General features: G+C 61.3%; 22 protein-coding genes and 1 pseudogene. 16 read left to right on the forward strand and 7 right to left on the reverse strand.

The window, feature by feature from the left end:
- From AACZ65_RS15325 to AACZ65_RS15345, 5 genes and pseudogenes are all read left to right on the forward strand, one after another.
- Positions 1–122: pseudogene (locus tag AACZ65_RS15325) on the forward strand (S-(hydroxymethyl)glutathione dehydrogenase); the annotation flags it as partial.
- A 111-nt stretch (positions 123–233) separates the two neighbouring features.
- Positions 234–2,036, forward strand: a complete 1,803-nt coding sequence (gene xoxF5 / locus AACZ65_RS15330; protein ID WP_037273091.1) for a lanthanide-dependent methanol dehydrogenase XoxF5 — start codon at positions 234–236, stop codon at positions 2,034–2,036.
- An 82-nt stretch (positions 2,037–2,118) separates the two neighbouring features.
- Positions 2,119–2,655, forward strand: a complete 537-nt coding sequence (locus AACZ65_RS15335) for a c-type cytochrome, methanol metabolism-related (RefSeq protein WP_037273093.1) — start codon at positions 2,119–2,121, stop codon at positions 2,653–2,655.
- Positions 2,639–3,466 (forward strand): substrate-binding domain-containing protein, encoded by an 828-nt coding sequence (locus AACZ65_RS15340; RefSeq protein ID WP_339672282.1) that lies wholly within the window; start codon positions 2,639–2,641, stop codon positions 3,464–3,466. Before AACZ65_RS15335 ends, AACZ65_RS15340 begins: the two co-directional genes overlap by 17 nt.
- Positions 3,463–4,011 carry a PQQ-dependent catabolism-associated CXXCW motif protein gene (locus AACZ65_RS15345; protein ID WP_339672284.1) on the forward strand — a complete coding sequence of 183 codons (549 nt, stop codon included), beginning with the start codon at positions 3,463–3,465 and terminating at the stop codon, positions 4,009–4,011. The genes AACZ65_RS15340 and AACZ65_RS15345 overlap by 4 nt, the downstream gene beginning before the upstream one ends.
- A gap of 103 nt (positions 4,012–4,114) precedes the next feature.
- On the opposite strand, the gene AACZ65_RS15350 is transcribed toward AACZ65_RS15345, so the two are convergent.
- From AACZ65_RS15350 to AACZ65_RS15380, 7 genes are all read right to left on the reverse strand, one after another.
- Positions 4,115–4,930 (reverse strand): quinoprotein dehydrogenase-associated SoxYZ-like carrier, encoded by an 816-nt coding sequence (locus AACZ65_RS15350; protein ID WP_339672286.1) that lies wholly within the window; start codon positions 4,928–4,930, stop codon positions 4,115–4,117.
- A 1-nt stretch (position 4,931) separates the two neighbouring features.
- Positions 4,932–5,450 carry a DUF3280 domain-containing protein gene (locus tag AACZ65_RS15355; RefSeq protein WP_339672288.1) on the reverse strand — a complete coding sequence of 173 codons (519 nt, stop codon included), beginning with the start codon at positions 5,448–5,450 and terminating at the stop codon, positions 4,932–4,934.
- Positions 5,451–5,510: 60 nt separating this feature from the next.
- Entirely contained in the window at positions 5,511–6,695 is a 1,185-nt protein-coding gene (locus tag AACZ65_RS15360; protein WP_339672290.1) for an amino acid aminotransferase, read from the reverse strand.
- A complete protein-coding gene (gene sseA, locus AACZ65_RS15365) occupies positions 6,695–7,546 on the reverse strand; it encodes a 3-mercaptopyruvate sulfurtransferase (protein WP_339672292.1) in 852 nt (283 codons plus the stop codon). Before sseA ends, AACZ65_RS15360 begins: the two co-directional genes overlap by 1 nt.
- Before the next feature lie 80 nt (positions 7,547–7,626).
- Positions 7,627–7,887, reverse strand: a complete 261-nt coding sequence (locus tag AACZ65_RS15370; RefSeq protein ID WP_339672294.1) for an SsrA-binding protein — start codon at positions 7,885–7,887, stop codon at positions 7,627–7,629.
- Between the two features lie 16 nt (positions 7,888–7,903).
- A complete protein-coding gene (gene smpB, locus AACZ65_RS15375) occupies positions 7,904–8,380 on the reverse strand; it encodes an SsrA-binding protein SmpB (RefSeq protein ID WP_297538628.1) in 477 nt (158 codons plus the stop codon).
- A 47-nt stretch (positions 8,381–8,427) separates the two neighbouring features.
- Entirely contained in the window at positions 8,428–9,084 is a 657-nt protein-coding gene (locus tag AACZ65_RS15380; RefSeq protein WP_339672298.1) for a GntR family transcriptional regulator, read from the reverse strand.
- Positions 9,085–9,220: 136 nt separating this feature from the next.
- Here AACZ65_RS15380 and dctP point away from each other — a divergent pair, with 136 nt between their 5' ends.
- The 11 genes from dctP (at position 9,221) to AACZ65_RS15435 (ending at position 20,135) form a co-directional block, all read left to right on the forward strand.
- The gene (gene dctP, locus AACZ65_RS15385) at positions 9,221–10,207 is read left to right on the forward strand and encodes a TRAP transporter substrate-binding protein DctP (protein WP_037273111.1); all 987 of its coding nucleotides are present in this window, start codon (positions 9,221–9,223) and stop codon (positions 10,205–10,207) included.
- Positions 10,208–10,279: 72 nt separating this feature from the next.
- The gene (locus tag AACZ65_RS15390) at positions 10,280–10,828 is read left to right on the forward strand and encodes a TRAP transporter small permease (RefSeq protein ID WP_037273113.1); all 549 of its coding nucleotides are present in this window, start codon (positions 10,280–10,282) and stop codon (positions 10,826–10,828) included.
- The gene (locus AACZ65_RS15395) at positions 10,828–12,144 is read left to right on the forward strand and encodes a TRAP transporter large permease (protein ID WP_037273115.1); all 1,317 of its coding nucleotides are present in this window, start codon (positions 10,828–10,830) and stop codon (positions 12,142–12,144) included. The genes AACZ65_RS15390 and AACZ65_RS15395 overlap by 1 nt, the downstream gene beginning before the upstream one ends.
- Positions 12,141–13,382 carry a malonyl-CoA decarboxylase gene (locus AACZ65_RS15400; protein WP_339672302.1) on the forward strand — a complete coding sequence of 414 codons (1,242 nt, stop codon included), beginning with the start codon at positions 12,141–12,143 and terminating at the stop codon, positions 13,380–13,382. The genes AACZ65_RS15395 and AACZ65_RS15400 overlap by 4 nt, the downstream gene beginning before the upstream one ends.
- Before the next feature lie 12 nt (positions 13,383–13,394).
- Entirely contained in the window at positions 13,395–14,912 is a 1,518-nt protein-coding gene (locus AACZ65_RS15405; RefSeq protein ID WP_339672304.1) for a malonyl-CoA synthase, read from the forward strand.
- Positions 14,913–15,165: 253 nt separating this feature from the next.
- On the forward strand, positions 15,166–16,347 hold the full coding sequence (locus AACZ65_RS15410) for an ABC transporter substrate-binding protein (protein WP_339672306.1): 1,182 nt from the start codon (positions 15,166–15,168) through the stop codon (positions 16,345–16,347).
- A 10-nt stretch (positions 16,348–16,357) separates the two neighbouring features.
- The gene (locus AACZ65_RS15415) at positions 16,358–17,323 is read left to right on the forward strand and encodes a YVTN family beta-propeller repeat protein (protein ID WP_339672308.1); all 966 of its coding nucleotides are present in this window, start codon (positions 16,358–16,360) and stop codon (positions 17,321–17,323) included.
- Between the two features lie 34 nt (positions 17,324–17,357).
- Complete coding sequence (locus AACZ65_RS15420; RefSeq protein WP_339672310.1) at positions 17,358–17,798, forward strand: hypothetical protein; 441 nt, start codon at positions 17,358–17,360, stop codon at positions 17,796–17,798.
- Positions 17,799–17,846: 48 nt separating this feature from the next.
- Positions 17,847–18,566 (forward strand): ABC transporter ATP-binding protein, encoded by a 720-nt coding sequence (locus AACZ65_RS15425; protein WP_339672312.1) that lies wholly within the window; start codon positions 17,847–17,849, stop codon positions 18,564–18,566.
- The gene (locus AACZ65_RS15430; RefSeq protein ID WP_339672314.1) at positions 18,563–19,354 is read left to right on the forward strand and encodes an ABC transporter permease; all 792 of its coding nucleotides are present in this window, start codon (positions 18,563–18,565) and stop codon (positions 19,352–19,354) included. The genes AACZ65_RS15425 and AACZ65_RS15430 overlap by 4 nt, the downstream gene beginning before the upstream one ends.
- A gap of 58 nt (positions 19,355–19,412) precedes the next feature.
- Positions 19,413–20,135, forward strand: coding sequence for a response regulator transcription factor (locus tag AACZ65_RS15435; RefSeq protein WP_037273128.1), 723 nt, complete (start codon positions 19,413–19,415; stop codon positions 20,133–20,135).
- Positions 20,136–20,163: the final 28 nt, after the last annotated feature.

Raw genomic sequence — 20,163 nt, forward strand, 5'->3', positions numbered from 1 at the left:
ACATGCAGGGCAAGATCGAGATCGACCCGATGATCACCCACACCATGCCGCTCGAGGACATCAACAAGGGCTTCGACCTCATGCACTCCGGCGAAAGCATCCGCAGCGTGGTGGTCTACTGAGCGCGGCCCCGAAGAGGGGCTGCAACCCAAGAAATGTGCCCCGGTTCCATCGCAGAGGAGGGCGATGCGGGGCAACAGACAGACGACAAAGTTTTATCCAGGGAGGACAAAATGAAGAAATCACTCTTGATGTCGGCGGCGTTCTTTGTCGGCGCATCCGGCATGGCCACGGCCAACAGCGATCTTCAAGCGCTGATTGACGATCCAACGCAATGGGCGATCCAGACCGGCGACTACGCCAACACACGCTATTCCGAGTTGGAGCAGATCAACAAGGACAACGTGGGCAAGTTGCAGGTCGCTTGGACATTTTCCACCGGCGTGCTGCGCGGGCATGAAGGCTCGCCGCTGGTGATCGGGGACATCATGTATGTCCACACGCCCTTTCCGAATATCGTCTATGCGCTCGACCTGAACGACAACGGCAAGATCATCTGGAAATACGAGCCCAAGCAGGACCCCAACGTGATCCCTGTCATGTGCTGCGATACGGTCAACCGAGGCGTGGCCTATGCCGACGGCAAGATTTTCTTGCATCAGGCGGATACCACCGTGGTGGCATTGGATGCAAAGACCGGCGAGGTTAAGTGGACGGCCGTGAATGGCGACCCCTCGATTGGCGAGACCAACACCGCGACGGTGCTGCCGGTCAAGGACAAGGTGATCGTTGGCATCTCGGGTGGTGAATTCGGTGTGCGCGGCCACACGACCGCCTATGACATGAACACTGGCGAACTTGTCTGGCGAGCCTATTCGATGGGGCCGGACAGCGACACGCTGATCGATCCGGAGAACACCACCCATCTGGGCAAGCCGGTGGGGCCGGATTCGGGCACCAACACTTGGGAAGGCGATCAGTGGAAGATCGGCGGTGGCGCAACCTGGGGCTGGTATTCCTATGACCCGGAGCTGGACCTCTTCTATTACGGCACTGGCAACCCTTCGACCTGGAACCCGGCGCAGCGTCCCGGCGATAACCGCTGGTCCATGACCATCATGGCGCGTGATCCCGATGACGGGATGGCCAAATGGCTCTATCAGATGACCCCGCATGACGAGTGGGATTATGACGGCGTCAACGAAATGATCCTGACGGATCAAGAGGTGAACGGTCAGATGCGCAAGCTCTTGACCCACCCGGACCGCAACGGTCTGGCCTATACGCTGGACCGCGAGACCGGCGAATTGCTGGTGGCCGAGAAGTTCGACCCAGCGGTGAACTGGACCACGGGCGTGGATATGGACCCGGCCTCCGAGACCTACGGCCGCCCGGCTGTGGTGGCGCAGTATTCGACCGAGCAGAATGGCGAGGATGTGAACTCGACCGGTATCTGCCCGGCGGCACTTGGCACCAAAGACCAACAGCCCTCGGCATTCAGCCCCAAGACCGGGCTGTTCTATATCCCCACCAACCACGTCTGCATGGATTACGAACCGTTCCGTGTGAGCTATACCGCCGGTCAGCCCTATGTGGGTGCCACGCTGGCGATGTATCCCGCACCGGGCAGCCATGGCGGCATGGGCAATTTCATCGCCTGGGACAATATCGAGGGCAAGATCAAGTGGTCGATCCCCGAGCAGTTCTCGGTCTGGTCAGGTGCTCTGGCCACGGCGGGCGATGTGGTGTTCTATGGCACGCTTGAGGGCTATCTCAAGGCGATTGATGCCTCGACCGGCGACGAGCTTTACAGCTTCAAGACGCCATCGGGTATCATCGGCAACGTGATGACCTATGAGCATGGTGGCAAGCAATATGTCGGTATCCTGTCGGGTATCGGCGGCTGGGCCGGGATTGGCCTTGCGGCTGGTCTGACCGATCCGAATGCCGGCCTGGGGGCCGTGGGCGGCTATGCGGCGCTGAGCGACTATACTGCACTTGGTGGTCAACTCACTGTCTTCAAACTGCCGGATTGATCGCGAATCCGACCAACTGACTGGCGGCGCGGCCCCTAGATGTGCCGCGCCGCCGAACCTAAGAACCCAGAAGGAGCTACGAATGTTGACGTCCCGCCGCCTCTTGTCCGCCGGTCTGGCCGCATCTCTGGCGCTTGTTGCGCTACCGGTCCTCGGCGAAGAGGCCCCGTCGCCCGATGATCCAAAGTTCGCCGCCTCCTACGAACAGGAGGGGCGCTATTTCACCGCCGATGATATTCCGACCTTTAACGTGGCCGAGGATGGCACGGTGGATTGGCGTACATTCTCCGGGTTTCGGCGCTATCACGCGGAATGCCATGTCTGTCACGGCCCGGATGGCGAAGGCTCGACCTACGCGCCGGCGCTCAAGAATTCGGCTGTGAAGATGGATTACTACGACTTTTACGGGGTCGTGGCCGAGGGGCGGCAAAAGGTGAATGCGTCGGAAAATTCGGTAATGCCGTCCTTTGGCACCAATCCAAATGTGATGTGCTACCTCGATGACATCTACGTCTATCTCAAGGCGCGCGGTCTGGGTGTGGTCGAGCGTGGCCGCCCGGCCAAGAAAGAGGCCAAGTCAGAGGGTATACAGGCGGATGAAGATGCCTGCATGGGTTAAGGCACTGGCGTTTATCGCGGCTCTGTTGCCAGGGGCTGCGGGCGCGCAGATGGCGGAGTTGGTTTCGCAATCGGCGCTGCGGGTCTGTGCCGATCCGGCCAATGATCCGATGTCGACCGAGGCGGAAACCGGGTTCGAGAACAAGATCGCCGATCTTCTGGCCGCTGCGTTGGAGCGACCGGTTGAATATACTTGGTTTCCGATGGCGACGGGTTTCGTGCGCCGGACCTTGGGCGAAAAGCGGTGTGACGTAATCATCGGTTTTGCGCAGGGGCATGAGCTGGTGCAAAACACCAATCATTACATGGTCTCGGCCTATACGCTCATCCTACCGCAGGCGGGCGAATTGTCGGATGTGGTGACGCTGGCGGATCCGCGCCTCAAAGGCAAGGTGGTGGGAATCATCGCGGGTAGTCCGCCGGGCACGCATATGGCGCGCAACGGGCTGATGGCCAAGGCGCGCGCCTATCCTCTGTTCGTGGATCGACGCGTGCAGTCGCCCGCGCAGGATATGCTGCGGGATCTTGAGGCCGGAGAGATTGACGCCGCCGTGCTCTGGGGGCCCATCGGCGGCCCGTTGGTCAAGCGCGAGCATCCCAGTTTGAAGGTGGTGCCGCTGATGCAGGAAGCGGGGGCGCCCAAGATGTTCTATCGGATCACCATGGGGGTGCGTCTGGGCGAGGATCAGTGGAAGCGACAGCTGAATTCGCTCATTCGGCGCAATCAGGCGGGGATTGACGCAATCCTGGTCGAGGCAGGGGTGCCGCTGCTCAATGACATGGGCACAGAGGCCAAGGTGCTCTTGCAATGATCCGCGCAGCTCTGGCCGTGCTGATGCTGCTGACTGGACCGGTGGCGGCGCAGGGCGTGGCAGAGCCCGAGGGCTATCGCGGCGAGCCCTACCGCGCGCCGGTGCCCAAGACATTGGCGGGGGCAGTTGTGGTCGATGCCGGCGCTGCGCATGACCTCTGGCAGGGGGGAGAGGTGGCTTTTGTCGACGTGCTCCCGCGCCCGCCCAAGCCTGCGAACCTGCCTGCGGGCACGATCTGGCGTGACAAGCTGCGCTTGTCCATTCCGGGTGCAGTCTGGCTGCCCAATACCGGCTATGAGCGGATCGCGCCCGAAACGGAGGCGTATCTGCGAGAGGGCCTGACAGAGGTGACAGGGGGCGATCCGGACCATCCAGTGTTATTCTTCTGCCTGGAGGACTGCTGGATGTCGTGGAACGCGGCCAAGCGGGCGCTGGAGATGGGATATTCCGAAGTTTACTGGTTTCCAGAGGGTACCGATGGCTGGGATTTTGAAGGCTATCCGCTGGAACGGGTGCAGGCGAGACCGGGGGAGCCGGGGACGTAGGGGCCTCAATTGGCCTGAAGGGAACCTTGGCTTGGTGCTCCTACGCGCGGCTTATTGCTTGAGTCCGATGGCCATTTCAGGCCCAACCTTAATCAGCTCTCTCTCAATACGCCGCAAGGCTGGTGCGGGCGCTCGTCCTGGTGCCGTCGGTATCGCGCAGGCCGACCGCTGCTGTCGTGGTGCCAGTCGGGATCGAGACCCGCACGCGCGGGTTCTCAGAGAGGGAAATACTGCCCGTCATGGTGAGGTAGGGGCGATCGTCGAGCGTGATCGCGATTTCATCCACAACGCGCATCGGCGTGAACAGCAGGGTGATCTGATCCATCGCCAAACCGGAATGGCTGGGATGGCTGATATCTACATCAAGCGCGTGAACCTTGCCCGAAAGCGCCGCAAGACGGGTGTTCACGCTCTTGCTGGGGGCGGCGAGGTCGGGCAGAAACGCCAGTTCCATCTTGCCCAAGGTGGCTAGGGCCGCGATGGGATCGGTACCCGGTGGCGCGGCGCAGGCACCCTGGCCCGAGGTTTTGAGGAACGCCTCGGCCACGTGTCGCTCGCCTGTGTCGGTGAGGGCGACGAGGTGCAGCGGCGTTTGGCCGTTGAGACGGGCGGTGAGGGAAAAGGCGAATTCGTCCTGCGGTTCCGCCAGATGGAATTCGGCGGCCACTGGGGCGGGGTTCTCGTCGATCACAAGCGTCACGTTGGTGATCTTCTGCCCCGGCGGGGCGACCACATGCCCGCCCAACACAGTGCGTGCATCATCCGTGGCGCGGTAGGGCGCATCAAGCGTGACATGCGCGCTTTGCGCGATGAGGGGCGCGTCGCCGTAGAGAGCGTGTTGAATGTCGGGCCAAGCGGACTGCGCCAGTGCGGGGCCAGAGAGCAGCAGCGCCGCAAGGGCCGGGGCCAGATGTTTCATGTCATCCCTCCGCAAAAATATGGGTCTTGAAGATATAGCGCATGCCGCGCAGCCAGGAATCATCGGTGTTGGAGCGGATATCGACCGCGCGGGCGCGCACCACCTCGCCGCTGGGTACGGCGCGCAGCACGAGGTTCATCGACAGGATCAAGTTCGAAACCTTTTGCACCTCGCCCACCAGCACGTAATCGGCATTCAGCCGCGCAGCGAGGCGGGTTTCGCAGCCGTAACAATCGGCAGGGTTGGTTACGGCGGCAAGGTCAGTGGAAATCGGCGCGAGGTCGATCAGGACAAACCCATCCTCGGTAAAGCGGGCCTCGACATAATCGCGCACAAGCGCCAGTCGCGCGGTCTCATCGGAACGCACAGGGTTATAGGCCCCTTCGGTCGATGTGTCGATGAAGGTGATCCCGAGAAAGGCGACGCGCGCCCCTTCGCGCAACGGCACAAGCCCCTGCGCCGTGGCGGCGGAGGCCGACAGCAACCCGGCCAGTAGCCAGAGGAAAAGTGCCCGTTTCATGCGGCGATGTTATGCCGCGTCAGGGTGGGGCGCTATGCGACTTTGGGTGGAGGGGGCGCCCTAGACGCCCACCTCGATCATCGCCTTGGCCAAGATCGGCACCGTCTTCGCGTTGAGTCCCGCGATATTGATGCGGCTGTCGCCGATCATGTAGATCGCGTGATCGGCGCGCAGGCGCTCGACCTGTTCGGGTGTGGCCCCAAGGCGCGAGAACATTCCGCGATGCTGGGCGATAAAGCCGAAGCGATCCGAACCCGAGAGGCGCTGCAACTCTGCCGCAAGGGATTCGCGCAGCTTGAGCATGCCGAGGCGCACCTCCTCAAGCTCTGACTGCCAGTCGGCACGCAGGGCGGGATCGGTCAGCACCATTGTCACCAGTCGCGCACCGTGATCGGGCGGGAAGGAATAGTTCTGGCGATTGAGATAGGCGAGATTGCCTTGGGTAACTTTTTGCAAGGCGCGGTCCTGCGCCACGGCCATCAGGATTCCGGTGCGCTCGCGGTAGATGCCGAAATTCTTGGAGCAGCTGGCCGCAATCAGCATCTCGGGGCAGTTTTCCGCCACGAACCGCACCGCGGCGGCATCAGCCTCGAGCCCGTCACCGAAACCCTGATAGGCGATGTCGATCATCGGCAGCGCGCCGCGCGCATTGAGCAGATCCACCACGGCCCGCCACTCGGTCATGTTGAGATTGGCGCCGGTAGGGTTGTGACAGCAGCCGTGCAAGAGCACCACATCGCCCGCGCGCAGACCGTCGAGATCGGCCATCATGCCGGTGAAATCGACGCCCACGGTTTCAGGGTCGAAATAGCGATACATCACCACCTCGATGCCCATATGGGCAAGGATGCTCAGGTGGTTGGGCCATGTCGGATCAGAGACAAAGACGCGGGCACCGGGGCTGGCCATCTTGATGAGATCAAAGGCCTGACGCACGGCACCGGTACCGCCCGGCGTGGCAATGGCAGAAACCTGATCGCGCGCGACCGCGTCACCCAGAACGAGCGTAATCATCGCGTCTGCAAAGGCCGGATCCCCGGCGAGGGCAGTATAGGCCTTGGTGGTCTCGGACTCCCAAAGCTGTTTCTCGGCGGACTTGACCGCGCGCATGACCGGGGTCACGCCCTCGGGAGTTTTGTAGACGCCGACTCCAAGGTCGATCTTGGTCTCGCGCGGGTCCTCGCGGAACGCCTGACCGAGGGCCAGAATCTTGTCGGCGGGTTTTTCTTTCAGTGCGTCAAACATCAGGCTTCTCCAGTGGCGACAGGCAGGGTGGGGAACGCGCCCCATTCGGTCCAGGACCCGTCATACAGCGCATGGTCGGTCTTGCCGATCCGCTCCAGCGCCAGATTGATGATGGCGGCGGTCACGCCAGAGCCGCAGGAGGTGATGACCGGCTTGGTCATGTCCACCCCGGCGGCGGCAAAGACCGCGCGCAGGGCGTCGGGGTCTTTCATGGTCATGTCGGCGTTCAAGAGGTCCGTATAGGGCACGTTCTTGGAGCCGGGGATGTGGCCGGCGCGCAGACCGGCGCGGGGCTCGGGGGCTTCGCCGCGAAAGCGGGCGGCAGAGCGGGCATCGAGAATTTCGTAGTCGCCCAGCTTGGCTGCGGCGGCGACCTGGGTCACGTCCTTGACCATCTGGTTCTGGCGGCGCACGGTCATGTGGCGGTCGCGAATGACGGGCGGCATATCCTCGATTGGGCGACCTTCGGCCTGCCATTTCGGAAAACCGCCATCGAGCACGGCGATATTCTCCTGGCCCATCAGCCGGAACAGCCACCAGACGCGGGCCGCGGAAAACAGCCCCTTGGCGTCATAGACCACCACCTGATGCCCGTCACCCACGCCCATGGCGCGCAGTTTGGACATGAATTTTTCGACCGGCGGGGCCATGTGGGGCAAGTCCGAGCGTGCATCGCTGATGTCGTCAATGTCAAAAAAACGCGCGCCGGGGATATGCGCCGCGTCGTATTCCGCTTGCCCACTGCGCCCCTCAGAGGCCATGAACATGGTGCCGTCGAGAATACGCAGGTCTGGGTCCTTGAAATGGGCCGCCAGCCAATCGGTGGAAACAAGCGTTTTAGGATCGTCCATGGCCATTTGCCCCCCGGTTCAAACGATTTCTGCCTACAGTCTGAGGGGCAAAAGGGCAAGACCGCGCAGCATAAGCGCGGTTATCTGCGCAACAGGCGGGCGATGGCCCCAATGGCCCAAAGTGTGACGGTGCCGCTCGCGCCGGCGACGGCGACGAGCCGGATCAGATAGGCCACGTCACCGCCTGTGGCCGGGACGATGTTCAGGAGATAGATGCTAACAGCGCCACCGAACGCGCCCAGGCCCGCATGAATGAGCCACCCCAGACGCGGCGAGAGCCAAATTGACGCGGCGATCATCGCCGCCGTGGCGCCGGTCAGAAGGGCGATCAGCAATTCCATCCGCCGCTCCCTTGCCCTAGCCGTGATCCTTGAGCAGGCGCTGTTTCTGCCGGGCCCAATCGCGCTTGGCCTCGGTTTCGCGCTTGTCGTGGTTCTTCTTGCCCTTGGCGATGCCAATCTTGAGCTTGGCGATGCCGCGATGGTTGAAATAGAGCACGAGGGGCACCAGCGTCATGCCCTTGCGCTGGGTCTCGCTCCAGAGGCGGGAGAGCTCTTTTTTGGACACAAGCAGTTTGCGCCGCCGTTTTTCCTCGTGGCCAAAGGTCTTGGCCTGCTCATAAGGAGCGATGTAGGAATTGACGAGCCAGAGTTCGCCATTCTCGACCATGGCATAGCTCTCAGCGATATTGGCACTGTTGACGCGCAGCGATTTCACCTCGGAGCCTTCGAGGATGATGCCACATTCGAGATCGTCCTCGATTGCATAATCATACCGCGCACGCCGGTTCTCGGCGATCACCTTGTAATTCGGATTTTCCTTTGCCTTGGCCATTGCGCTTACCTAATGGCGCGCGCGGGCGCTGTCCAGCGGGGGTGATGTCATTCCGCAGCGCGGCGGAGGCTTGCCATCAGGAGATGGAATTTCTCGCCTTGAATGGCGACATGACCGCGCAACACCTCGGCGGCGCGCTCTGCCTCTCCGGCGCGCAGGGCGGTGACGACCGCCTCGTGTTCGGCCATGGATTGTGCCATGCGCCCGCGCAGGCGCAATTGCATCCGACGAAACGGTTTCAGGCGGCGGTGCAGGCGCAGCGCCTCTTGTTCGAGAAAGCCGTTGCCCGCGTGACGATAGATCATGTGGTGAAACCGCTCATTCTCGCGGTAGTATCCGTCGGCATCGTCTGCCGCGATGGCCTCCGTGCAGCGGGCGTTGGCGGTGTCGAGATCGGCGAGAGCCTCTTCCGAGATGCGGTGCGCGGCGAGGCGGCCGCAAACTCCCTCGATTTCGGCCATGGTCTCGAACATTTCCATCAGTTCGACAAGGCCAGGCTGGCGGATGAAAACCCCGCGACGTGGGATTTGCACGGCCAGACCTGAGGCCACAAGCCGTTGCAATGCCTCACGAATCGGAGTGCGCGAGACATTGAATTGCCTGGCGAGGCGGATTTCATCCAGCCGGTCGCCATCGCTGAAATCGCCAGTAAAGACCAGCTCTTCCAGTGTATCGGCGATCATGTCTGCGCGGCGTATCTCCATGAAAAAATCGTAGCGAGGGCAGGGTTTGTGCGCAAGTGGGAAAATCTTGTATACAAAAATCTTGACTCTGAATTCAAAACACCAAACACTCTTGGTACGGTCCGGGCCACACGTTCGGGCAGAATGGGAGGAAGATATGAACAAGATGACTTTCACGGCGGCTGCTGCTGCCGGGATGATGCTGCTGAGCAGCGCAGCCTTTGCCACCGAACTGCGCCTGTCGCATCAGTGGTCCAACAGCGATGTGCGGCACAAGGTGGCGCAGATCGTGGCTGACGAGGTGGCCGCTGCCGGTGTCGATCTCGACATCAAGATTTTCGGATCGCAATCGCTATTCAAGGCCCGCGAGCAATACACACCGCTCAGCCGGGGTCAGCTTGACATGACCGTGCTGCCGCTCAGCTATGCCGGGGGGCAACAGCCTGCCTATAACCTTACGCTGATGCCTGGTCTCGTCAAAAACCATGACCACGCAGCGCGCCTGTCCGACAGCCCCTTTATGGAGGCGATCGAGGCCAAGATGGCCGAAGATGACGTGATGGTTCTGGTCCATGGCTATTTGGCTGGTGGCTTTGCAAGCACCGACAAATGCATCACCAAGCCCGAGGATGTGGCAGGTATGCAGACCCGCGCCGCGGGCAAGGCGTTTGAGCAAATGCTGGCCGGCGCAGGCGCGTCCATTGCGTCGATGGCCTCGTCCGAGATTTACAACGCTATGCAGACCGGCGTTTTGGATGCGGTCAACACCTCGTCCTCTTCTTTCGTGTCTTTCCGTATCTACGAGCAGGTGAAATGCTATACCCCTGCCGGCGATGTGGCGCTGTGGTTCATGTATCAACCGCTCTTGATGAACAAATCTACCTTTGACGGGTTGAGTGCCGAGCAACAAGCGGCTCTGCTGACTGCGGCGGAAAAAGCCGAAGCCTTCTATCTGGAAGAAGCTAAGAAAGAGGATGCCGCGTCGGTCGAGGTGTTCCGCAACGCTGGTGTCGAGATCGCAGAGATGACCGAAGCGGATTTCGACGCATGGCGCGCATTGGCGCAGGAAACCTCCTATAAGGCATTCGTTGAAAGCGTGCCGGACGGACAGGCGCTGCTTGACATGGCGTTTGCCGTCGAGTGATCCCCTCGGGCTGCCGCGCAGGTCGCGCGCGGCAGCCGCTTACATGCCCTCCCCCCTGACATGAGGTAGACCATGGCTGGCCATGCATCGGGTGCCGTTGCGCGCACCGGACAAAACCCTTTTCTGCGTGCGGTTGCCGCGCTCTCTACACTGGCGGGGTGGATCTCGGCGGCGATGATCGTTGCCTCTGTGGTCATCACCTGCCAGATGATTTGGGTGCGGTTCGTACTGAACGGCACGACCGTTTGGCAGACGGAGGCAGTGGTTTATCTGATGATAGCGGCCACGCTTCTGGGCCTGTCGTATGTGCAGCGGTTGCGGGGGCATGTGAACGTGGACCTGATCCCTCTGGCTGTGCCTCGCCGTGCGCGCAAAGGGTTGGCAGTGGTGACGCTTACGCTGTCCATCGCGATTGTCGCAGTCATGCTCTGGTACGGCTTTGAGTTCTGGCATGTCGCCTGGGCACGCGGTTGGACCTCGGACACGGTTTGGGCAATTGATCTGTGGATCCCGTATCTTGCCATCCCCGTGGGCCTTGGCCTCTTTCTCTTGCAACTGGTTGCCGATCTCGTGGCGCTGCTCTTGAACATTGATGCGCCCTTTGGGCTGGAGGATGTCTGATGGACCCGCTTTTGCTTGGCCTGATTGTCGCGGTCGCGACCATCATGGTGTTGTTCTCCGGGGTATCTGTTGCCTTGGGTCTGCTGATCGTCTCGGGCGGGTTCCTGATCGTGTTCGACGGGATGCGCTCGCTTGAACTCATGCCGGAAATCTTTTTTGGCAAGCTCGACAATTTCGCCCTTCTGTCGATCCCGATGTTCATCATCATGGGGGCCTCTATTGCCTCGACGCGTGCGGGTGCTGACCTTTACGAGGCGCTGGAGCGGTGGCTGACGCGCGTGCCCGGCGGCTTGGTGATCTCGAACCTCGGAGCTTGCGCACTTTTCTCGGCAATGTCGGGGTCAAGCCCCGCCACCTGCGCCGCGATTGGCAAGATGGGCATCCCCGAGATGCGTAAGCGTGGCTACCCCGATGCGGTTGCCGCAGGCTCTATCGCGGCGGGGGGCACCTTGGGGATTCTCATCCCGCCCTCAGTGACGATGATTGTCTACGGTATCGCCACCGAGACCTCGATTGGGCGACTGTTTCTGGCCGGGGTTATTCCGGGCCTGATGCTGGTGGGTCTCTTTATGGCGTGGTCACTCTATTCCACATGGCGCTCCGGGGATATCAACCTGCTCACGGGGCGCAGCTATAGCTGGCGCGAGCGGATCGAGATCCTGCCACGCGTCCTGCCGTTTCTCTTCATCATCCTTGGTGTGCTCTATGCAATGTATGGCGGGATCGCGACGCCATCCGAAACGGCGGCAGTGGGCGCGCTCTTGTGCCTCGTGATTGCGATGGTGATCTACAAACTGTGGTCGCCTGTGGCTCTCTGGGTGGTGCTGCGCGACAGCACGCGCGAGAGCGTGATGATCCTCTTCATCATCGCGGCGGCTGGGGTGTTCTCCTATATGCTGTCGTCGCTCTTTATCACGCAATCCATCGCCGAATGGATCGGCACGCTGGATGTGAACCGTTGGGTGTTGATGGGAGCGGTCAATGTATTCCTTCTCGTCGCTGGCTTTTTCCTGCCGCCTGTGGCGGTTATCCTGATGGCGGCACCGATCTTGTTGCCGATCATCACGACGGCGGGATTTGATCCGATCTGGTTTGCCGTAGTGCTGACGATCAACATGGAAATCGGGCTGATTTCGCCGCCTGTGGGCCTCAACCTCTATGTGATCAACTCCATCGCGCCGGATATCAAGCTCAAGACCATCCTCTATGGCTCTTTGCCCTATGTGGGCTGCATGGTGTTGGCGATTGTTCTCTTGTGTCTCTTTCCCGGTCTGGCGACGTGGCTGCCGGATGCGGTGATGGGAGCAACACGATGAGCGTTCTGGCCGATCTGCTGGCGACCGTGTTCGAGCGGCGCTATCGCGGCGCGTCAGAGCCGGATCACAAGAACCGTAGCATCGAGAACCTGTGTCGTGACCTCTTGGGTAGTTCTGGCGAGGTGTCGGGAATGGCGCTGGCGCGGCTCATCCTGGATCGTTATGCCGGGATGGAAGATGATGAGAAACTGAGCTTTTTCAGGTTTCTGACCGACGGCATGGGCGTAGATCCCGAGAGCGTGCGAAACGCGCTGGACGCATTTGAGGCAGGGCCGGACCGGGCCAGCTATCGCGCCTTCATGTCAGCAGCAGAGCCACCAAGGCAGGAATTGGCGCGCCGCCTCAATCAGGTGCCGGGGGCCACGGCGCAGCTTGTGGCGATGCGGGCCGATCTCTTGCGGTTGGCGCGGGACAACCCGGCGCTGGCCGTGGTTGACTTGGACCTCAAACATCTGTTCGCCTCATGGTTCAATCGCGGTTTTCTGGTGCTGCGCCCGATCAATTGGTCATCGCCCGCCGATGTGCTGGAAAAGATCATTGCGTATGAGGCGGTGCATGCCATTGACAGCTGGGACGACCTGCGTCGGCGGCTCGCACCCAAAGACCGCCGCTGTTTCGGGTTTTTCCACCCTGCCATGCCAGACGAGCCGCTGATTTTTGTTGAGGTGGCGCTGAGCCAGGGGATTCCGGGGGCGATTCATGACGTGTTGTCCGAAGAGCGGGCCGTGATTGGCGCGCATGAGGCGGATACGGCGGTTTTCTATTCGATTTCCAACTGTCAGTCCGGGCTGGCGGGAATTTCCTTTGGCAACTCGCTGATCAAGCAGGTGGTGGCGGACCTGTCGCAGGAACTGCCGGGGCTTAAGACCTTTGTCACGTTGTCGCCGATTCCGGGGTTGACCCGCTGGTTGAGCGAGACCCGTGCCGTGCTGCCCGAAGAGGCAGAGACCCGCCGCGCCGTGACGGCCCACTATCTGCTCAAGGCCAAGCGCCCGGACGGCGGTCCCTATGATCCGGTCGCGCGATTCCATCTGGGCAACGGCGCCTCGGTGCACGCCATTCATGCCGGTGCGGACCTGTCGCCCAATGGTCAAAAACAATCGGGCGGGGTTATGGTGAATTACCTTTACGACCGCGCGCAGATTTCGCAGAACCACGAGCGATTTGCAGGGGCAGGCGTGATTGCCGCCTCTGCCGAGGTGACAGCGTTGGCCGCCGCCGCGAAAAAGACAGAGTGAAGGACAAGAGCCATGGCCAATCCCCTCTACGATAACCTGTTCGGACGCCATGCCGGGCAAACTGCGCCTTTCCTGCATTTGGCGGATGGCGCTGTAGTCAGTTATGACGCGTTCCTGCGTTTGACGGCACGCTATGCCCATGCGCTGCGCGGCGCAGGGCTTGCCCCCGGCGATCGTCTGGCGGCGCAGGTCGAGAAATCGCCCGAGGCGCTCGCGATCTATGCCGCCTGTGTGCAGGCGGGGATCGTGTTTCTGCCGCTCAACACGGGATATACCGGCGATGAGGTGGGTTATTTCGTGGGTGATAGCGGTGCCAAGATTCTGTTGTGTGACGAGGCGAAAGCGGGCGCGCTGCAGGGGGTGGCGGAGCGTGCCGGGGCGGTGCTGATGACGCTCAACGCCGATGGCACGGGCACATTGCCGGAGGCGGCCAAAGAACAGCCTGAGCATTTCGAGACCACCGCGCGCGGGCCGGATGACCTGGCGGCGTTTCTCTATACCTCGGGCACGACAGGGCGCTCCAAGGGGGCGATGCTGACACAGCGCAATCTGCTCTCCAACGCCGAGGTCTTGGTGGACTATTGGCGGTTTACGGCTGACGACGTGCTTTTGCATGCGCTGCCGATCTTTCACACTCACGGTCTCTTTGTTGCGACCAACATCATCCTCTTGGCGGGCGGGTCGATGATATTCCTGCCCAAATTCGATCAGGATCAGGTGATCGCGCAATTGCCGCGCGCCACCTCGATGATGGGAGTGCCGACATTCTACACGCGCCTTCTGGATGATCCGCGTTTTACCCGTGATCTGGTGGCGCATATGCGGCTCTTTACCTCTGGCTCTGCGCCTCTGTTGGCGGAAACCCATGTGGCCTTCGAAGAACGTACTGGCCATCGCATCCTCGAGCGCTACGGCATGACCGAGACCAATATGAACACCTCGAACCCCTATGAGGGCGCGCGGCGGGCGGGCACGGTCGGCTTTCCCTTGCCGGGGGTGGAACTGAAAATCACCGATCCGCAAACGGGGGCCGAGGTGCCGCAGGGAGAGATTGGCATCATCGAGGTGCGGGGGCCGAATGTCTTTGCGGGCTATTGGAACATGCCCGAAAAGACGGCTGAGGAGTTGCGTGAGAACGGGTTTTTCATCACGGGCGATCTGGGGCTCATTGACGATCAGGGTTATGTGCAGATCGTCGGACGCAACAAGGACCTGATCATTTCGGGTGGGTACAATATCTACCCCAAGGAAATCGAGTTGTTGCTGGATGAGCAGCCCGGTGTCTTGGAGAGCGCCGTGGTGGGCGTGCCGCATCCCGATTTTGGCGAGACGGTGGTTGGGTTCCTCGTGCCGCAAAAGGGGGCGGCGCTTGATCTGGAGGCGATTGCCGTGGCGGCCGCCAAGAGCCTTGCACGGTTCAAGCATCCCCGGAAATTGATCGTGCTCGACGAGTTGCCGCGCAACACGATGGGCAAGGTGCAAAAGAACATCCTGCGCACGGATTATGCGGGGCTGTTTGCCCCGGCGTGAAACGGGCGAAAACGAATGGATCATGGCCCGGCAACCGATGGTGCCGGGCCTTTTGGTGCAGGTGGTGGACCCGTGCGACCAAAGTATGACATGATTTAATGCTTTGAAATACATGAATAATAAGGCGAAACCTAGGTGGTTTTCCGCAGGCAGGCCTGCTTTCGTGCGAAAGACCCTTACAAACCTGTCGGTTTTGCTAGGATACCCGTATGGGGCGATCACGCCCCCGCCATGACGTTGACGGAGACCGCGCATGTTACGCTTAGCCCTGCTCGTTCTTGCGGGCCTGCTGACCCTCGCAAAGCCTTCCCAAGCGCAAGATGTTAAAGCCGTCGTGCTTCGGGTGGACTACCCGGCGCTCTTGCCCGTGTCGCGGCTTGATCTGCGGCCTGATGATCTGGGGTTTGCCGGTGCGCAACTGGCGACCGAGGATAACCAGACCACAGGGCAGTTTATGGGCCAGACCTATGTGACCGACGTGGTGGCCGCCGCGCCCGAGACTGCCTTGACCGAGTTCGAGCGCTTGCAGGACGCGGGCCTGCGGTTCTTTGCGGTGCAGGCGCGGGCCGAAGAATTGCTGGCGATTTCAGAGGCCGCCGCTCCGGATACGCTGATCTTCAACACTTTGGCACCGGATACCGCGCTGCGCAGCGCCGAATGTCGCGGCAATATCCTGCATATCGCCCCTTCACGCCAGATGCAGAGCGATGCGGTGGCGCAATTCCTGATCTGGAAGAAATGGCCGCGTTGGGCGCTTATCCATGGCTCCCACCCCGAGGACGTGGCGCTGGCCGAGGCATACCGCGCCTCTGCCGCCAAGTTCGGCGCGAAAATCGTGGATGAGCGTGAGTTCACCGACACGGGCGGCGCGCGGCGCACCGATACCGGGCATGTGCAGGTGCAACGACAGTTGCCGGTCTTAACGCAGGACTTGAAAGAGCATGACGTCATCATCGCCGCCGATGAAACCGATGTTTTCGCTACCTATCTGCCGTTTCACACATGGCGGCCCTCGCCCATTGTCGGATCGGCGGGGCTGCGGCCGTTGGAGTGGCATCCGGCGCTGGAGGCTTGGGGCGGAACTCAGTTCCAGAATCGGTTCGAAGAGTTGACGGGCCGCTACATGCGCCCCGAGGACTACACCGCCTGGCTTGCGCTGCGGGTGCTGGGCGAGGCGGTGACGCGCACCAAGAGCGCCGATCCCGCCGAAATCCGCGCCTATGCGCTGAGCGACAAGTTTGAATTGGCGGCGTTCAAGGGGCAAAAGCTGACCTTTCGGGGATGGAATGGCCAATTGCGCCAGCCGATCCTGCTCGCCGATGGGCGGATCATGCTGAGCGAGTCGCCGCAAGAGGGGTTCCTGCATCAACGCTCGCTCTTGGATACGCTTGGGCTTGATCAACCCGAGAGCGCCTGCACCGCCTTTGATCGATAGGAGAGAGCACATGAACCGAGTGGCCCTTGCGAGCGCCCTTCTTGCCCTGATGACCAGCCCTGCACTGGCGGGCAAGGTGTTTGTCAGCAATGAACGCGGCAACACCATCACCGTTGTCGATAGCGAGACATGGGAGGTGATCACCGAATTCCCCGCCGGAAACCGCCCGCGCGGCATCACCGCAAGTCCCGATGGCAAGCATCTCTATGTCTGCGCCTCGGATGACAATGTGGTGCGGGTGTTTGATACCGCGACCTATCAGGAATTGCACACGCTGCCCTCGGGGCCTGACCCGGAGCTTTTCGTGCTGCACCCGTCGGGCAATCCGCTGTTCATCGCCAATGAGGATGACAATCTGGTCACGGTGACGGATGTGAACACACACACGATTCTGGCCGAAGTGCCGGTGGGTGTGGAGCCGGAGGGCATGGGGATTTCGCCGGATGGCAAATATGTGGTCAACACGTCCGAGACCACAAACATGGCGCATTTTATCGACACCACGAGCTATGAGATCGTGCAGAATACGCTGGTGGATCAGCGTCCGCGCTTTGCGCAGTATACGGCGGATGGCAAATACCTGTTTGTGAGCGCCGAGATTGGCGGCACGGTCAGTGTAATCAATCCCGATGGCGGTGAGATCGTCCACAAGGTGACGTTCGAGGTGCCCGGCATCCCGCCGGAACTGTTGCAGCCTGTGGGGGTGCGCGTCACCTCGGATGGCAAGAAAATCTTTGTGGCGCTTGGGCCGTCGAATCGAGTCGCGCTGGTCAATGGCCAGACCTTCGAGGTCGAGAAATACCTGCTGGTTGGACAGCGCGTCTGGCAACTGGCCTTCGATGCCGAGGAAAAATACCTCTACACCACCAACGGCAATTCCAACGATATTTCGATCATTGATGTCGCCGCCGAAGAGGTCGTGAAATCGGTGCAGGTGGGGCAACAGCCTTGGGGCGTCGTCGTCGTGCCCAATTGATCCGAGCCAATCCAACAGCAAAGAGGAAAGAGTGATGAAACATCTGTTGACTGCCGCCGCGTTTGCAATGCTGGCGATGCCCGCCCATGCCGCACCGCTCTGCGATGATCTGGGCTTTGCCGGGCTTTTGGCGAAATGCAACCGCGGGGATGAAATCGAGGTCACGCTGGCCTCGGGCAAGCCCTTGGGCGAGGGGCCGATCACCCTACAATCGGGGGCCTACTACGAGATGGAGATCACCGCCGATGGCAGTGCAGAACTGGCGCTGACGGGGCCAGAGTTCTTTCGCGCGATCTGGATGGACGAGATCGTGATCAATGACATCGAGATCCGGCCAATGGCAATCGACAGTTTCGAGTTTGACGATGCGGGCACGGCGGAGTTTTCCTTTATCGCGATCAAGCCGGGTCGGTATAACCTCTTGATCCCCGGCACGACAGGTGAGAGCCAGCGGCTCGAGTTCATCATTCAATAAGGTCTCGCTCCGGTCTATGGTAGCCGCTGGAGCAGGTAGGAACGCGGCATGGCGGGGCTGAGGATCGAGGGGCTGGGATTTTCCTACGGGGCCAAGCGGGCCTTGGACGATGTGAGCTTTGAGGTGGGGCAGGGCGCTTTCTGTGCCCTGCTTGGACCGAATGGCGCGGGGAAATCGACGCTGTTTGCGCTGCTCACGCGGCTTTTCACGACGCGTGAAGGGCGGATCAGGGTGGCGGGCCATGACATAGCCACCCATCCCCGCCAGGCGCTGGCGCGGATCGGGGTGGTGTTTCAGCAACAGACGTTGGATCTCGACCTGAGTGTGCGGCGCAACCTGCGCTACTTCGCGGCCCTGCACGGCCTTGCGGGGCGCGCTGCGGAGATGCGGATCGAGGCGGCTCTGGAGCGGATGGCGATGCTTGAACGTGCGGATGAGTTGGCGCGTGATCTCAATGGCGGGCACCGCAGGCGCACCGAGATTGCCCGCGCGCTGGTGCATCAACCAGCGGTTCTGCTGTTGGATGAGCCGACCGTGGGGCTGGATGCAGAGGCGCGGCGCGCGATTACGGGCCATGTGCATGATCTCTGCGCGAATGACGGGCTGACCGCGCTCTGGGCCACGCATCTGACCGATGAGGTCTGGCCGGAAGATCGCTTGGTCATTCTGCACCGGGGCCGCGTGCTGGCCGACGGCCTCTCACGTGAGATTGCCGGGCAGGACGGGCTGACCGAGCGATTCCTGAGCCTGACAGGGGCGCCCGTATGAGGCCGCTCTTGATCGCTCTGGCGGCAATTGTGACGCGCGAGGCGTTGCGCTTTGCGCGGCAACGCTCGCGCTTTGTCTCGGCCCTTGTGCGGCCCCTGGTGTGGCTGGTGGTCTTTGCCGCCGGCTTTCGGGCCGCACTCGGACTTTCGATTATCCCACCCTATCAGACCTATATCACCTATGAGACCTATATCGTGCCGGGGCTCTGCGGCATGATCCTGCTCTTCAACGGGATGCAATCGTCGCTCAGTCTGGTCTATGATCGCGAAATGGGCTTGATGCGGCTGTTGTTGACCAGCCCTTTGCCGCGTTGGTGGCTCTTGTTCGCCAAGATCCTCGCGGGGACCGCCGTGTCGGTGCTGCAATGCTACGCATTTCTGGGCATTGCGGCGGCGATGGGGATCAAGATGCCGGTGATGGGCTATGTCTATGTGCTGCCCGCGCTGGTCCTTGGCGGGGTGATGCTTGGCGCGCTCGGCGTGGCGCTCTCGTCTTTTATCAGTCAGATGGAGAATTTCGCAGGCGTGATGAATTTCGTGATTTTTCCCACGTTTTTCATGTCCACGGCTCTCTACCCGCTGTGGCGGATGGCGGAAAGCTCGACGCTGTTGCGCGATATATGCGCGATCAATCCGTTCAGCCATGCAGTCGAATTGATCCGCTTTGCGCTCTATGAACAGTTCAACGGTATGGCGCTGTTTTGGACGGCGCTGGCAAGTCTGATGTTCCTTGGTCTGGCGCTCTGGGGCTATGATCCGGGGCGCGGGTTGATGCGGCGGCGGGGCTGAGTGGTCTCAGACCTTGGTGTGAGTAGGCCCGCGCGTGGGCCTTTGCTAGGATAATAGAATGACACCGAAAACGGCGCATATTCCCGGCACCCGTCCCGCACATGCGGGACCGGGGCGTTTTACAACGGCGCTCATTGTGGATGATCATCCGCTGTTTTGCGATGCGCTGTCGATGACGTTGAAATCGGTGGCCGGCATTGCCCGGATCGACACCGCCGAGAGCCTCGATCAGGCGCTGGCGATGGTGGCTGAGAATGGCCCACCCGACATTATCGTGCTCGATCTCAACCTGCCGGACGTGAGCGGGCTGGATGGTCTCGCGCGGCTGAGGGCGGTCGCGGGCGCGACACCGATTGTGGTCGTATCCTCGATGTCCGAGAGTCGGATGGTCTGTTCGGTCATTCACGCAGGCGCGGCGGGGTTCGTGCCCAAACACAGCCAGCGGCCGGTGTTTCGCGCGGCCTTCGAGGCGATTGCGGCGGGTGAGATTTTCCTCCCCGAGGGGGTTGTCCTGACCAAGACGCAAGAACAGCCGGTGAATGATCGCGACGAGGCGGTTGAACGTCTGGCGCATCTGACGCGGCAGCAGGCGCGCATCCTTCAGTTGATCTGCGAGGGGCGGTTGAACAAGCAAATCGCCTATGAGTTGTCGATTGCCGAAACCACGGTCAAGACCCATGTCACCGCCATCATGCGCAAACTGGGGGTGCAGACCCGCACCCAGGCGGTGCTGATCGCGCAGATGGCCAGCTTCTCTAACGTCTTGCGCGAGGCGGAGTAAGCGGATTACGCTCTGACTGGGGTGGAGG

The organism is uncultured Roseovarius sp. (assembly GCF_963972555.1).
In the GTDB taxonomy this organism is placed as follows: domain Bacteria; phylum Pseudomonadota; class Alphaproteobacteria; order Rhodobacterales; family Rhodobacteraceae; genus Roseovarius; species Roseovarius mucosus.

Bases quoted from the DNA above. Each gene is read 5' to 3' on its own strand.
- AACZ65_RS15355 (WP_339672288.1), bottom strand. From the start codon at position 5,450: ATGAAACGGGCACTTTTCCTCTGGCTACTGGCCGGGTTGCTGTCGGCC.
- AACZ65_RS15360 (WP_339672290.1), bottom strand. From the start codon at position 6,695: ATGTTTGACGCACTGAAAGAAAAACCCGCCGACAAGATTCTGGCCCTC.
- AACZ65_RS15370 (WP_339672294.1), bottom strand. From the start codon at position 7,887: ATGGAATTGCTGATCGCCCTTCTGACCGGCGCCACGGCGGCGATGATC.
- AACZ65_RS15410 (WP_339672306.1), top strand. From the start codon at position 15,166: ATGTTACGCTTAGCCCTGCTCGTTCTTGCGGGCCTGCTGACCCTCGCA.
- AACZ65_RS15405 (WP_339672304.1), top strand. From the start codon at position 13,395: ATGGCCAATCCCCTCTACGATAACCTGTTCGGACGCCATGCCGGGCAA.
- AACZ65_RS15340 (WP_339672282.1), top strand. From the start codon at position 2,639: ATGCCTGCATGGGTTAAGGCACTGGCGTTTATCGCGGCTCTGTTGCCA.
- AACZ65_RS15400 (WP_339672302.1), top strand. From the start codon at position 12,141: ATGAGCGTTCTGGCCGATCTGCTGGCGACCGTGTTCGAGCGGCGCTAT.
- AACZ65_RS15415 (WP_339672308.1), top strand. From the start codon at position 16,358: ATGAACCGAGTGGCCCTTGCGAGCGCCCTTCTTGCCCTGATGACCAGC.
- AACZ65_RS15350 (WP_339672286.1), bottom strand. From the start codon at position 4,930: ATGAAACATCTGGCCCCGGCCCTTGCGGCGCTGCTGCTCTCTGGCCCC.
- smpB (WP_297538628.1), bottom strand. From the start codon at position 8,380: ATGGCCAAGGCAAAGGAAAATCCGAATTACAAGGTGATCGCCGAGAAC.
- AACZ65_RS15390 (WP_037273113.1), top strand. From the start codon at position 10,280: ATGGCTGGCCATGCATCGGGTGCCGTTGCGCGCACCGGACAAAACCCT.
- AACZ65_RS15430 (WP_339672314.1), top strand. From the start codon at position 18,563: ATGAGGCCGCTCTTGATCGCTCTGGCGGCAATTGTGACGCGCGAGGCG.
- AACZ65_RS15395 (WP_037273115.1), top strand. From the start codon at position 10,828: ATGGACCCGCTTTTGCTTGGCCTGATTGTCGCGGTCGCGACCATCATG.
- AACZ65_RS15420 (WP_339672310.1), top strand. From the start codon at position 17,358: ATGAAACATCTGTTGACTGCCGCCGCGTTTGCAATGCTGGCGATGCCC.
- AACZ65_RS15380 (WP_339672298.1), bottom strand. From the start codon at position 9,084: ATGGAGATACGCCGCGCAGACATGATCGCCGATACACTGGAAGAGCTG.
- AACZ65_RS15345 (WP_339672284.1), top strand. From the start codon at position 3,463: ATGATCCGCGCAGCTCTGGCCGTGCTGATGCTGCTGACTGGACCGGTG.
- xoxF5 (WP_037273091.1), top strand. From the start codon at position 234: ATGAAGAAATCACTCTTGATGTCGGCGGCGTTCTTTGTCGGCGCATCC.
- sseA (WP_339672292.1), bottom strand. From the start codon at position 7,546: ATGGACGATCCTAAAACGCTTGTTTCCACCGATTGGCTGGCGGCCCAT.
- AACZ65_RS15435 (WP_037273128.1), top strand. From the start codon at position 19,413: ATGACACCGAAAACGGCGCATATTCCCGGCACCCGTCCCGCACATGCG.
- AACZ65_RS15335 (WP_037273093.1), top strand. From the start codon at position 2,119: ATGTTGACGTCCCGCCGCCTCTTGTCCGCCGGTCTGGCCGCATCTCTG.
- dctP (WP_037273111.1), top strand. From the start codon at position 9,221: ATGAACAAGATGACTTTCACGGCGGCTGCTGCTGCCGGGATGATGCTG.
- AACZ65_RS15425 (WP_339672312.1), top strand. From the start codon at position 17,847: ATGGCGGGGCTGAGGATCGAGGGGCTGGGATTTTCCTACGGGGCCAAG.